General features: G+C 40.9%; 12 protein-coding genes. All 12 read left to right on the top strand.

The window, feature by feature from the left end:
- The first annotated feature begins 76 nt into the window (after window positions 1-76).
- The 12 genes from rimO (at window position 77) to rpoH (ending at window position 12,134) form a co-directional block, all read left to right on the top strand.
- Window positions 77-1,408: a 30S ribosomal protein S12 methylthiotransferase RimO gene (rimO, locus tag B0183_RS06240; protein WP_016528611.1), complete on the top strand. Its 1,332-nt coding sequence runs from the start codon at window positions 77-79 to the stop codon at window positions 1,406-1,408.
- 422 nt (window positions 1,409-1,830) lie between these two features.
- Window positions 1,831-2,739 carry a glycine--tRNA ligase subunit alpha gene (gene glyQ / locus B0183_RS06235; RefSeq protein ID WP_021112968.1) on the top strand — a complete coding sequence of 303 codons (909 nt, stop codon included), beginning with the start codon at window positions 1,831-1,833 and terminating at the stop codon, window positions 2,737-2,739.
- Window positions 2,740-2,786: 47 nt separating this feature from the next.
- On the top strand, window positions 2,787-3,050 hold the full coding sequence (locus B0183_RS06230; RefSeq protein ID WP_062924109.1) for a hypothetical protein: 264 nt from the start codon (window positions 2,787-2,789) through the stop codon (window positions 3,048-3,050).
- Window positions 3,051-3,285: 235 nt separating this feature from the next.
- A complete protein-coding gene (gene glyS / locus B0183_RS06225) occupies window positions 3,286-5,355 on the top strand; it encodes a glycine--tRNA ligase subunit beta (protein WP_078208527.1) in 2,070 nt (689 codons plus the stop codon).
- Window positions 5,356-5,407: 52 nt separating this feature from the next.
- Window positions 5,408-6,694, top strand: coding sequence for an adenosylmethionine--8-amino-7-oxononanoate transaminase (gene bioA / locus B0183_RS06220; protein ID WP_078208526.1), 1,287 nt, complete (start codon window positions 5,408-5,410; stop codon window positions 6,692-6,694).
- The gene (bioF, locus tag B0183_RS06215; RefSeq protein WP_005710988.1) at window positions 6,687-7,829 is read left to right on the top strand and encodes an 8-amino-7-oxononanoate synthase; all 1,143 of its coding nucleotides are present in this window, start codon (window positions 6,687-6,689) and stop codon (window positions 7,827-7,829) included. The genes bioA and bioF overlap by 8 nt, the downstream gene beginning before the upstream one ends.
- A gap of 12 nt (window positions 7,830-7,841) precedes the next feature.
- Window positions 7,842-8,507: a DUF452 family protein gene (locus tag B0183_RS06210; RefSeq protein ID WP_035523511.1), complete on the top strand. Its 666-nt coding sequence runs from the start codon at window positions 7,842-7,844 to the stop codon at window positions 8,505-8,507.
- Window positions 8,507-9,271, top strand: a complete 765-nt coding sequence (bioC, locus tag B0183_RS06205; protein ID WP_234802041.1) for a malonyl-ACP O-methyltransferase BioC — start codon at window positions 8,507-8,509, stop codon at window positions 9,269-9,271. The genes B0183_RS06210 and bioC overlap by 1 nt, the downstream gene beginning before the upstream one ends.
- Complete coding sequence (gene bioD / locus B0183_RS06200; protein WP_005710994.1) at window positions 9,261-9,905, top strand: dethiobiotin synthase; 645 nt, start codon at window positions 9,261-9,263, stop codon at window positions 9,903-9,905. The genes bioC and bioD overlap by 11 nt, the downstream gene beginning before the upstream one ends.
- Before the next feature lie 24 nt (window positions 9,906-9,929).
- Window positions 9,930-10,220 (top strand): DUF5377 domain-containing protein, encoded by a 291-nt coding sequence (locus B0183_RS12490; protein WP_005710996.1) that lies wholly within the window; start codon window positions 9,930-9,932, stop codon window positions 10,218-10,220.
- A gap of 6 nt (window positions 10,221-10,226) precedes the next feature.
- Entirely contained in the window at window positions 10,227-11,129 is a 903-nt protein-coding gene (gene xerC / locus B0183_RS06190) for a tyrosine recombinase XerC (RefSeq protein ID WP_078208525.1), read from the top strand.
- 57 nt (window positions 11,130-11,186) lie between these two features.
- Entirely contained in the window at window positions 11,187-12,134 is a 948-nt protein-coding gene (rpoH, locus tag B0183_RS06185) for an RNA polymerase sigma factor RpoH (protein ID WP_005711000.1), read from the top strand.
- Window positions 12,135-12,557 lie beyond the last annotated feature (423 nt).

Below are 12,557 nucleotides of genomic sequence, written 5' to 3'. Positions count from 1 at the left end.
TGTACAATTCTGTTCCTTTAGCCTATGCTTTGCATAGGCTTGTTTATTTGATTATCTATATTGTTGAGATTGTTTTATGAGTTCAGCACCAAATATCGGCTTTGTGAGCCTTGGTTGCCCTAAAAATTTAGTCGATTCGGAACGTATTTTAACCGAGCTTCGTTCAGATGGTTATAACATCATTTCCAGCTACGAAGGGGCGGATTTAGTGATTGTCAATACTTGTGGGTTTATTGACAGTGCCGTGCAAGAGTCTTTGGAAAGTATTGGCGAAGCATTAGAAGCTAACGGCAAAGTGATTGTGACAGGCTGCTTAGGGGCAAAAGAGAACCAAATTCGTGAAGTTCACCCTAAAGTCTTGGAAATTACAGGACCACATAGCTATGAAGCGGTGATGAAACACGTTCATAAATATGTGCCTAAACCAGAATACAACCCTTATGTCAGCCTTGTGCCAAAACAAGGCATTAAGCTAACCCCGAAACATTATGCTTACCTGAAAATTTCGGAAGGTTGTGATCACCGTTGTACATTCTGTATTATTCCATCAATGCGTGGTGATTTAGACAGTCGTCCAATCGTGCAAGTGCTAGATGAAGCGAAGCGTTTAGTGGATTCTGGTGTCAAAGAGCTGTTGATTGTATCGCAGGACACTTCCGCATACGCTTTAGATAAGAAAAAAGAAGAAGGCACCAAAACGGTTTTCTGGAACGGTATGCCAATCAAAAACAACTTGATCGCCCTCTGTGAACAACTAGGTTCAATGGGTGTTTGGGTACGTTTGCATTATGTTTATCCGTATCCACACGTTGATGACCTTATTCCGTTGATGGCTCAAGGGAAACTTCTGCCTTATTTGGATATTCCATTGCAACATGCAAGTCCAAAAATCCTTAAAGCGATGAAGCGTCCAGGATCTATTGACCGCACATTAGAACGCATTAAAAAGTGGCGTGAGATTTGCCCAGATTTAACCCTGCGTTCAACATTTATCGTTGGTTTCCCGGGAGAAACGGAAGAAGATTTCCAAATGTTATTGGATTTCTTAAAAGAAGCACAATTAGATCGTGTCGGTTGTTTTAAATTCAGCCCTGTTGATGGTGCTGTTGCAACTGAAATGGAAGATCAAGTTCCAGAAGAGGTGAAAGAAGAACGCTTCCACCGCTTTATGCAATTACAACAACAAATTTCGGCAGATCGTTTACAACAGAAAATTGGCAGAACCTTGTCAGTGATTGTAGATGAAATTGATGAAGAAGGAATAATTGGTCGCTCAATGGCGGATGCCCCAGAGATTGATGGCGTTGTCTATGTAGATAACCTTTCAGGTGCAGAAGTGAAAGTAGGTCAAATTATTTCAGTAACCATTACCCAAGCAGATGAATATGATCTGTGGGGAACTTGTTAAGTTTTATTAAGGAATTTGTATAAATTCACAATCAGCGTAGCTTTTCAATAGCTAACTTTTTGAAAGAGTGGTGAGATCTGTTTAGAATTTTTCCACTCTCACCCTCTATTTATTTAGCACCTGCAACCCTCAGATAAGGTACTCAAATATTAATGTACCACTATAGAGCTCCTTCTGACTCTTCAAATAATCAGCATAAATATATTGTGGAGATGTTCAAACAACGCTACGATGCAGATGCTTCTTCTAGTTTGATTTGAATGCTCCTTACTATAGGGTTATTTTCTTAATAGTTCGTATGTGAATCATGGATAAAGTGTAACAGTAAAGATATTTCTTCTAATTTCAAAAAATTCCCAAAATTTCATCGCTTACACGTTATAATAGCCAACATTTTTGAATGAATTTTTAGGAAAAAGACAATGACAGCGAAATTTAACGTGAAAACTTTCCAAGGTATGATTTTAGCCCTACAAGATTACTGGGCAAACCAAGGTTGCACCGTTGTTCAACCATTCGATATGGAAGTCGGCGCGGGGACATCTCACCCGATGACTTGTTTGCGTGCGCTTGGCCCTGAGCCGATGGCGTTTGCTTACGTTCAGCCTTCACGCCGTCCGACTGACGGTCGCTATGGCGAAAACCCGAACCGTTTACAACACTACTATCAATTCCAAGTGGTAATCAAACCATCACCGGATAACATTCAAGAACTCTATTTAGACAGCCTGAAAATGTTAGGTTTCGACCCAACGCAAAACGACATTCGCTTTGTGGAAGACAACTGGGAAAACCCAACGCTAGGTGCGTGGGGCTTAGGTTGGGAAGTGTGGCTAAACGGTATGGAAGTGACACAATTTACCTACTTCCAACAAGTGGGTGGTTTAGAGTGTAAACCGGTAACTGGCGAAATTACTTACGGCTTAGAGCGTTTAGCAATGTACATTCAAGGCGTGGACAGTGTGTACGATCTTGTTTGGTCGGACGGCCCACTTGGCAAAACCACTTACGGCGATGTATTCCACCAAAACGAAGTAGAACAATCTACTTACAACTTTGAATATGCAAATACGGATTTCTTATTCTACTGTTTCGATCAATACGAAAAAGAAGTGCAAGAATTATTGGCATTAGAAAAACCGTTACCGTTGCCAGCTTACGAGCGTATCTTAAAAGCCGCACATAGCTTTAACTTACTTGACGCTCGCAAAGCGATCTCTGTAACCGAACGCCAACGCTACATTTTACGCATCCGCACCTTAACCAAAGGTGTAGCGGAAGCCTACTATGCAAGCCGTGAAGCGTTAGGGTTCCCAGGTTGTAAAAAATAATTATTGATAGGGGCAAATGACATTTGCCCTTAAACAAAGGAAAAATTATGCAAAAACCAGTTTTATATTTCGCCCACTGGTGTCCTGACACCGCCCCATTTGTCGCTGAATTACAACGTCTTGGTATTGACTACGAAGAACGCGAAATGACTACAGGCGGTGCAAATTTAAAAGCTTTTTTAAAACTTCGCGATAACCACCCTGCATTTGATCACGTCAAAGCCAATGGCTATATCGGCATTCCTGCGTTGGTGTTGGAAGATGAGAGAGTGGTGTTGGATTTAGCTGAGTTAGCCCTAGCACTGACGTAATAGGTTAAATATAGTGTTGTCGCTCTGCGACAAGTAAAATAGGTTGCGGAGCAACCGCACTATGCGTAACCCCATACGTTAGTATGGGGGATGCGGTAAAATTTGATAGAGATTTTGCAAATTCGGGTCTCACTGCGTACCGAATTAAATTGGCGTTGAAAAGGCGAATAATGTAGTTCTGTTTGAGAGAATTAATAAGCAAAATAAAAGGTTAAATTTAAAGAGAAAAAACAAAATGACAACACAAAACTTCCTCGCCGAGATCGGCACAGAAGAGTTGCCACCGAAGGCACTCAAAAAATTAGCGACCGCGTTTGCGGAGAATGTTGAAGCGGAATTAAACCAAGCGGGTTTGAGCTTTGACAAAGTGGAATGGTTTGCAGCACCTCGCCGTTTAGCGGTGAAAGTATTGGGGCTTGCGACTAGTCAGCCAAGCAAAGAAGTGGAAAAACGAGGTCCGGCGGTGTCGGCGGCGTTTGATGCGGAAGGTAAGCCGACCAAAGCAGCGGAAGGCTGGGCGAAAGGCTGTGGTATTACCGTTGAGCAGGCGGAGCGTATTGCTACCGATAAAGGCGAATGGCTGGTTCACCGTGCGGTGATTGAAGGTCAACCGACCAAAAACTTGTTAGTCGGTATGATTAGCAATGCTTTGGCGAAATTGCCTATCCCGAAAACAATGCGTTGGGGCGATAAAACCGAGCAGTTCGTGCGTCCTGTTCACACCGTGACCTTATTGTTAGGCGATGAGCTGATTGAAGGCGAAATTTTAGGTATTGCAAGCGGCACGACTATTCGTGGTCACCGTTTCTTAGGCGAGCGTGAGTTCCAAATCAGCCACGCCGATCAATACCCTGCGTTGTTAAAAGAAAAAGGCTCAGTGGTTGCGGACTTCAACGAGCGTAAAGCGTTAATTCTTGCAAAAGCCCAAGAAAAAGCGGCCGCTTTAGGTGGCGTGGCGGATATTGAAGAAGAGTTGTTAGACGAAGTGACTTCTTTGGTGGAATATCCAGACGTGTTGGCAGCAAAATTTGAAGAACGTTTCCTTGCTGTGCCTGCGGAAGCATTGGTTTACACAATGAAAGGCGACCAAAAATACTTCCCGATTTACGATAAAGACGGCAAATTGCTACCGCACTTTATCTTTGTGTCGAACATCAATCCTGAAGATCCAAGCAAAATCATCGAAGGGAACGAAAAAGTGGTGCGTCCACGTTTGACCGATGCGGAATTCTTCTTCAAAACCGACTTAAAACAGCGTTTGGAAGATCAGTTACCACGTTTAGAAACAGTGTTGTTCCAACAACAACTTGGCACCTTGCGTGACAAAACCGCTCGCATTGAACAACTTGCAGGCGAAATTGCAAAACAAATTGGTGCCGATGAAACCAAGGCGAAACGTGCCGGCTTGTTGTCAAAATGTGATTTAATGACCAATATGGTGTTTGAATTTACCGATACGCAAGGCGTAATGGGTATGCACTATGCTCGTCACGATGGCGAAGATGAAGAAGTGGCGGTAGCGTTGAACGAGCAATATATGCCACGCTTTGCAGGCGATGAGTTGCCGAAATCGTTGGTGGCAAGTTCTGTTGCGTTAGCGGATAAATTCGATACGCTCACAGGTATTTTTGGTATCGGTCAAGCGCCAAAAGGCAGTGCCGACCCATTCGCTTTACGCCGTGCGGCACTCGGTGCGTTACGCATTATTGTAGAGAAAAACTTACCACTTGATCTGAGCGATTTAGTAGCAACTTCAGCGAAATTGTTTGGCGACAAGCTCACCAACAGCAATGTTGTAGAAGAAGTGGTGGACTTTATGCTCGGTCGTTTCCGTGCGTGGTATCAAGATGAAGGAATTGCAGTGGACGTAATCCAAGCGGTTCTTGCTCGCCGTCCAACTCGCCCGGCAGACTTCGATGCTCGTGTGCGTGCGGTGTCGCATTTCCGTACATTAGATAGTGCAGAAGCATTGGCGGCAGCGAATAAACGTGTGAGTAACATTTTAGCGAAAGTAGAAGGCAAAATTTCATCAGAAATCGACCGCACTTTATTAGTGGAAGCGGAAGAAAAAGCCCTTGCAGAACAAGTAATTACATTACAAGCAGAGCTTGTGCCACTGTTTGAAAAAGGCGAATATCAAACCGCACTTGACCGCTTAGCCGGTTTACGTGAAGTGGTGGATAACTTCTTCGATAAAGTGATGGTTAATGCCGAAGATCCAAAACTTCGCCAAAACCGTCAAGCAATTCTAAACAACTTACGTAACTTGTTCTTACAGGTGGCGGATATTTCGTTACTGCAATAATAACAAATGATAAAGCCCTATTCACAAAATAGGGCTTTTTTATGGTGGTAGAATGGATTTAGACAAATTAATTGAGATTGACCGAGCGCATATTTGGCATCCTTATTCATCAATGACCCAACCTATCCCTGTTTATGCGGTGGAAAGTGCAAAGGGCGTTGAAATTTACCTTAAAGATGGTCGAATGCTCATTGACGGTATGTCGTCATGGTGGGCGGCACTGCACGGTTATAACCATCCACGTTTAAACAACGCAATCACAGAACAATTAGCGAAAATGAGCCATATTATGTTCGGCGGTATAACGCACGAACCGGCGGTAAAATTAACGGAAAAATTGCTGACCATTTTACCCCAATCATTGAACAAAATATTTTTTGCCGATAGCGGTTCTGTGGCGGTGGAAGTGGCATTGAAAATGGCATTGCAATATTGGCAAGCAAAAAGGGAAGATCGAAATCAATTTGCCACCGTACGATCAGGCTATTACGGCGATACTTGGCACGCAATGTCTATTTGCGATCCTGTTACAGGTATGCACGGTTTGTTTCGTCACCGCTTACCTATTCAACATTTTTTACCCCAACCTTCGATTAAATTTGATGAAGAATGGCAAGAAAGTGCGATTGAACCATTGAAAGCATTGCTTGCACATAAAGGAAACCAAATTGCTGCATTGATTTTAGAACCCATTGTTCAAGGGGCTGGCGGAATGTATTTCTATTCGCCGATGTATTTAAAGCGAGCGAGAGAACTTTGCGATCAGTATGGTGTATTGCTGATTTTTGATGAAATTGCCACAGGTTTTGGGCGGACAGGCAAACTATTTGCTTTAGAATATACCAATGTTGTGCCAGATATTCTTTGTATCGGCAAAGCATTAACTGGCGGTTACTTAACATTAGCGGCGACTATTACTACCGAGCATATTGCTCATACCATCAGTGAAGGTGAGGCAAAATGCTTTATGCACGGCCCAACGTTTATGGGGAATCCACTGGCTTGTGCGGTAGCCTATGAATCTCTGTCACTTTTACTGGAAAGCGATTGGCAACATAAAGTCCATCAAATTGAAGCGCAGCTCAAGGCTGAACTTGCACCGGCTAAAGCGTTTAAATCCGTTGCTGAAGTCCGTGTTTTAGGGGCGATCGGAGTGTTGGAAATGCGTGAAGCGGTCAATATGGTTTCTTTACAAAAACGCTTTGTAGAAAAGGGAATTTGGGTTCGTCCTTTTGGTAAACTTATTTATATTATGCCGCCTTTTATTATTGAACCTAACCAATTAAGCTTTTTAACCGAGCAATTATTAGCCGTGGTCAAAGAGGAATATGGTGAATAAATTTACTCAACATCTTCAGCAATTAGCTGAAATTGGGCAGAAGCGCCAACTCCCTGATATTGAACATCAGGGAAAATTTGTTATTGCTCGTGATCTGACGATGTTGAATTTATCGTCTAACGATTATTTGGGTTTGGCAAATGATGCACAACAGGTGGAAAGATTTTTGCAATCTATCGGTAAAAATCAACCGCTTACGTCATCATCTTCTCGTTTATTAACAGGCAATTTCCCGATTTATCAGGATTTTGAAACGCTATTAGCACAACGTTTTCAGCGAGAATCCGCTCTATTATTTAATAGCGGCTATCACGCCAATATCGGTATTTTGCCTGCGGTGGCGGATAAACAAACTTTAATTTTAGCTGACAAATTGGCTCATGCCAGTTTGATTGACGGCATTCGACTTTCCGGGGCGGATTTTTTCCGTTATAAGCATAATGATTATCTTCATCTTGAGCAGCTATTGCAGACACATTCAGAGCGCTACCAACAAGTGATTATTGTTACGGAAAGTGTTTTTAGTATGGACGGCGATATTGCGGATCTTCAACAGTTAGTTGCACTCAAAAAACGTTATACCAATGTGCTACTGTATGTTGATGAAGCCCACGCCATAGGTGTATACGGGCAGCAAGGTTTAGGAATGGCAGAAGTCTTCGACTGTATTCAAGAGATTGACTTTTTAGTGGGGACTTTTGGTAAGGCATTGGCATCTATGGGGGCTTATCTTGTTTGTGATAGCGAGATAAGAGAATACTTAATCAATACGATGCGTCCTTTAATTTTTTCTACCGCACTTCCACCGATTAATGTTGCTTGGACTTACTTTTTATTTGAACAATTACCGCAATTTACTGAAAAGCGTCATCATCTTGAGAAATTAAGCCAAATCTTGCGAACTGAAGTGACGAAAAGAAGTGAATTTCCGCTGCTAAGCGAAACTTGCATCGTGCCATATATCTTAGGCGAAAATCAGCAAGCGGTGGAAAAAGCCGATTATTTGCAAAAACAAGGCTATTATTGCTTACCTATTCGTCCACCAACAGTGCCAAAAGGCACGGCTCGTCTGCGTTTCTCATTAACCGCAGATTTAACCGAACAAGATATAATGGGCTTAATTAGCTGTTTGTAAAAGGAGAAAAGCGTGCGTTATCAACACATTACACGCCAACAACGTAAATTACTTGTCTATTTTTCCGGCTGGGGAACACCAATCAGCATTGCGAAATCTTTAGAGTTACCGAACGATTTTGATTTACTGATTTGTTACGATTATCGAGATTTGCATCTTGAATTTGATTTTTCGGGCTATCAAGAAATTTATGTGGTGGCTTGGTCTCTAGGCGTTTGGGTGGCTGAACGTGTTTTACATGCTATTCCTTTGACTTACGCTGTGGCGATCAATGGAACGGGGGCACCTAAACACGATCAATTTGGTATTCCAACGGCAGTGTTTGACGGTACGCTTTCATCTTTAAGCGAAGAAAATCTTGTAAAATTTGAACGCAGAATGTGCGGTAAAATTGCCCTAGAAAATTACCGCTTGTTACCTGAAAAGCGAGATTTCACAGAAGTAAAACAAGAGTTAGCGCACTTAAATGATTGTATTATGCAAGATAATCGAACGGGGTTGTTAGTGTGGCAAAAAGCCATTATTGGCAACAAAGATAAAATTATCCCGCCACAAAATCAGCTTGAATACTGGCAAAATCAACCACAAACAAAAATTCAGCTCATTGACGCAGAGCATTATCTTTTTAATCACTTTTCCGGTTGGCAAAAACTGCTTGAGGGTGTGACGTGCAGTTAGTGGATAAACAGCAAGTCGCTATCCGATTTTCACAAGCAAAATCGGAATATGATAATAATGCGATTGCTCAACAATGTATCGTACAAAAGCTGATGGCATTACTCGCAACCCAAGGCAAAGCTTTTGGCAAAATACTTGAAATAGGTTGCGGCACAGGTATGTTAAGTGAACAACTTATGTCGCATTGTGAGTTTGAATGTTTAGTACTAAATGATCTTTGTCGCGATTACGAGCCTGCTTTACGCAAAAAATTACCTTATTCTTCGGTACATTATCACTTCGGCGACGCGGAGCGGGAAAATTTCGGCATAGGTTATGATTTGGTGATTTCCGCTTCTGCAATTCAATGGTTTGAAAATGAAGCGAACTTCCTAAAAAAGACGGCTAACATACTGAATGATGACGGTATTTTATTGTTTAATACATTTTCGCCTAAAAATCTTTATGAAATTAAGTATCTGCTTAAAACGGGATTAACTTATCCCACCGAAGACGAATGGTATAAATTATTAGCCGATGGATTTGAAGTTCTTGTTTTAACAATGGAAGAAATTCCCCTTTATTTTGATTGTGCATTATCAGTACTAACTCATTTGAATAAAACAGGGGTAAGCATTATTGATCCGTCTAAATGGTCGGACAATCGTCTAATGCAGTTTGAACAGCGTTATCGTACGCGATTTCAGCAGGATTTAGGCGTTACATTAACTTATACGCCACTTTATGTAATGGCTCGTAAAAAAAGGAAACAACATGCTTGGTAAAGTGATTTTTGTATCGGGTATTGATACGGATGTAGGAAAAACCATTGCAACAGGTTTTTATGCTAAGACATTGCAGGAACAAGGTTTTTCCGTGATTACGCAAAAAATGATTCAAACCGGCGGTGAAGGAATTGCGGCCGATATTTTAGTGCATCGTAAAATTCAAGGCATTGATTTATTGCCTGAAGATAAAGCAGGTTTAACTTGCCCTTATGTTTTTCCTTATCCTTGTTCGCCACATTTAGCGGCACGTTTAGCGCATACGGAAATTGATGAAAATAAAATTACCAATGCAGTAAATCAATTAAGACAAAAGTATGATTATGTTTTGTTAGAAGGGGCTGGTGGACTGGCTGTGCCTTATACCGAAACGAGAACCACCTTAGATTATTTAAAAACACAGCAGTATTCGCTCATTTTGGTTAGTTCAGGTAAATTAGGCAGTATTAATCACACATTACTCAGTTTGATGACGTGCCAACAATATCAAATTCCTTTAGAAGCACTGGTTTATAATCGTTATCTTGATCAAGATTCATTGATCAGTCAAAATACAGAAATCTATTTATTAAATTATTTACAACAACATTTTCCGAAAGCGAAATTTATTGGTTTAGATAAAATCGATATTTAACACAACATATTAAGAGGTAAAAAAATGTCAGTCAAAAGCGAAGTGTTATTCAGTAATCAGTGGGACGTACGTATCAGCGATCCAGGGTTAGAAGGGGCAATGAGCCACTATTTTGAAACGGTTTATTTAAATCTCACCGCTCACATTGATGCGAACAAAGTCAGCTACGAATTTACCCGTAAAGTCGAAAATGAAGTGCAAACCCATTGCATTTTTCACAGTGTTGATGAACTGTTTAAATTCTTGGCGGAATATCTTGGGCCAGTTGCACTGGGCAATATTGGTGTAAAAATTGGTAAGTTAGGTTTGGCTTAATTGTCTATGAGCAACTTCCTTTACCATCAAACCCAACTGTATTGGGACTTTTTACGCATTGAAAAGCAAGTAAGCCCCCATACGCTCAGCAATTATCAACGCCAACTACGAGTGGTTTGCGAAATGTTACAGCAAGCAGAAATTACTTGTTGGCAAGAGCTTGATGCATCGACGGTACGTTGGATTTTGTCACAAAGCCATAAACAAGGGTTAAGTGCAAAAAGTATTGGTTTACGGTTGGTGGCACTACGTCAGTTTTTGGCGTTTTTGGTGAAGCAAGGGGAATTAAAAGTAAACCCCACCTTAGGAATAAAATCACCTAAAGCCAATAAGCATCTTCCTAAAAATATTGATGCGGAACAGATCGGGCAGTTGCTAAATATAGACAGTAACGAACCGCTTGATCTACGAGATGTGGCAATGATGGAATTGATGTACAGCTCTGGGCTACGTTTGTCTGAATTACAAGGGTTAGATTTAGGCGATATGGATTTACCTAACCGTGAAGTGAGATTGCTCGGTAAAGGAAACAAAGAACGTATTGTGCCGATTGGTTCTAAAGCATTAGATGCAATTGAACAGTGGCTTGCAGTACGTGGGCAGTTTCACCCAAAAGACAACGCCGTTTTTCTTAATCAGCGTGGTGGGCGACTTTCCCACCGCTCTATTCAGTTGGCGATGAAAAAATGGGGGCAAAAGCAAGCATTGGATACCCACCTTCACCCCCATAAATTACGCCACTCTTTCGCAACGCATATGTTAGAAGCAAGTCAAGATTTACGAGCGGTGCAAGAACTACTTGGGCACAGTAGTCTTTCGACAACACAAATTTATACGCATCTTGATTTCCAGTATTTGGCGAGAATTTACGATTTGGCTCATCCAAGAGCTAAAAGGAACAAGTATTAATTTAGATATACATTCAATACTCTATGATAGTATACATATGGAGATTAAGGGGTGAAAATGAAAAAGTTTGATGAACTCGAAGTGGATGATACAGAATTTATTGACTCTAAAGATGCAGAGCTAGTTGATATTGACAATAATGCTTCAAATATTTGTATCACAAATAATATGTTAGTGCCTCAGGGAGCGACGCTGGATAGTTATATTAGAATGGCAAATCAATATCCAGTTTTAACAGCTGAGCAAGAGAAGGAGTTAGCGGAGCGCTTTTATTATGATGAAGATCTTGATGCTGCTAAGCAGTTAATCATGTCTCATTTGCGTTTTGTTGTGTATATCGCTAGAGGTTACTTAGGTTATGGATTACCGTTAGCGGATTTAATTCAAGAAGGGAACATTGGCTTAATGAAAGCGGTAAAACGTTTTAACCCAGAGATCGGTGTTCGTCTTGCTTCTTTTGCGGTACATTGGGTAAAAGCAGAAATACATGAATATGTTTTAAAAAACTGGCGTATTGTAAAAGTTGCTACAACAAAATCTCAACGCAAACTATTCTTTAATTTGCGTAAAAATAAGCAACGTTTGGCATGGTTTAATGAAGAGGAAATTAGAAAAGTCGCAGAAGAATTGGGAGTCTCTACAGATGATGTCAAAGAAATGGAGTCTAGAATGGTAGGACAGGATATAGGCTTTGATACCTCTGTAGGGGATGATGACGATGATAATTATGTTCCCTCCATGTATCTTGAAGATGAATCTTCAAATTTTGTAGATGAATTAGAATATGAAGAGTATAGCGGAAGGGCAACTGCTCAATTAGCTTATGCATTAGCACAACTAGATGAACGTAGTCAAAATATTATTAAAACTCGTTGGCTTGATGAAAATAAGGCCACTTTACACGAGTTAGCGGCTCAATATAATATTTCTGCTGAAAGGGTAAGACAGTTAGAAAATCAAGCTTTAAAAAAAATTAAGGATGTAATTACTTACGATATAACATAGTAGACAAAAGGCATATAGAAAAAATACCTAGTGCTTTGAATAAAACTTGGATACTCAATAATAGGGGGGGGGGCACTACGCTATGCCGAAAAGCTACGTCCGTAAGGAGAGGTAAGGAGGTTAAAGCATGCTTCAGCAATTCTTTTATACATTGAGTGAGATGAAGCTAAATGGGTGAGCCTCTCCCACAATTTGTGTAAATACCTGTTTCTGAGATAATACATTCAGACACAGGTATTTTATTATGAACGAAAAACAACTTCACGCCTTGGAAGCGGAATTTGCCAAAAACCTAAAAACACCAGAAGACCTCAATCAATTTTCACGGATGCTCAAGAAAATTACCGTCGAGGCCGCGTTAAATGATGAACTGACCGACCATCTTGGTTATCTAAAACGAAAATTCAGCTTTGCATTGTGCAT

Source organism: Glaesserella parasuis, assembly GCF_002015085.1.
Taxonomy (GTDB): domain Bacteria; phylum Pseudomonadota; class Gammaproteobacteria; order Enterobacterales; family Pasteurellaceae; genus Glaesserella; species Glaesserella parasuis.
Note: the sequence above shows the minus strand (reverse complement) of the source record. Positions and strands in the feature narration are given on the sequence as shown.

Bases quoted from the DNA above. Each gene is read 5' to 3' on its own strand.
- rimO (WP_016528611.1), top strand. From the start codon at position 77: ATGAGTTCAGCACCAAATATCGGCTTTGTGAGCCTTGGTTGCCCTAAA.
- glyQ (WP_021112968.1), top strand. From the start codon at position 1,831: ATGACAGCGAAATTTAACGTGAAAACTTTCCAAGGTATGATTTTAGCC.
- B0183_RS06230 (WP_062924109.1), top strand. From the start codon at position 2,787: ATGCAAAAACCAGTTTTATATTTCGCCCACTGGTGTCCTGACACCGCC.
- glyS (WP_078208527.1), top strand. From the start codon at position 3,286: ATGACAACACAAAACTTCCTCGCCGAGATCGGCACAGAAGAGTTGCCA.
- bioA (WP_078208526.1), top strand. From the start codon at position 5,408: ATGGATTTAGACAAATTAATTGAGATTGACCGAGCGCATATTTGGCAT.
- bioD (WP_005710994.1), top strand. From the start codon at position 9,261: ATGCTTGGTAAAGTGATTTTTGTATCGGGTATTGATACGGATGTAGGA.
- B0183_RS12490 (WP_005710996.1), top strand. From the start codon at position 9,930: ATGTCAGTCAAAAGCGAAGTGTTATTCAGTAATCAGTGGGACGTACGT.
- xerC (WP_078208525.1), top strand. From the start codon at position 10,227: ATGAGCAACTTCCTTTACCATCAAACCCAACTGTATTGGGACTTTTTA.
- rpoH (WP_005711000.1), top strand. From the start codon at position 11,187: ATGAAAAAGTTTGATGAACTCGAAGTGGATGATACAGAATTTATTGAC.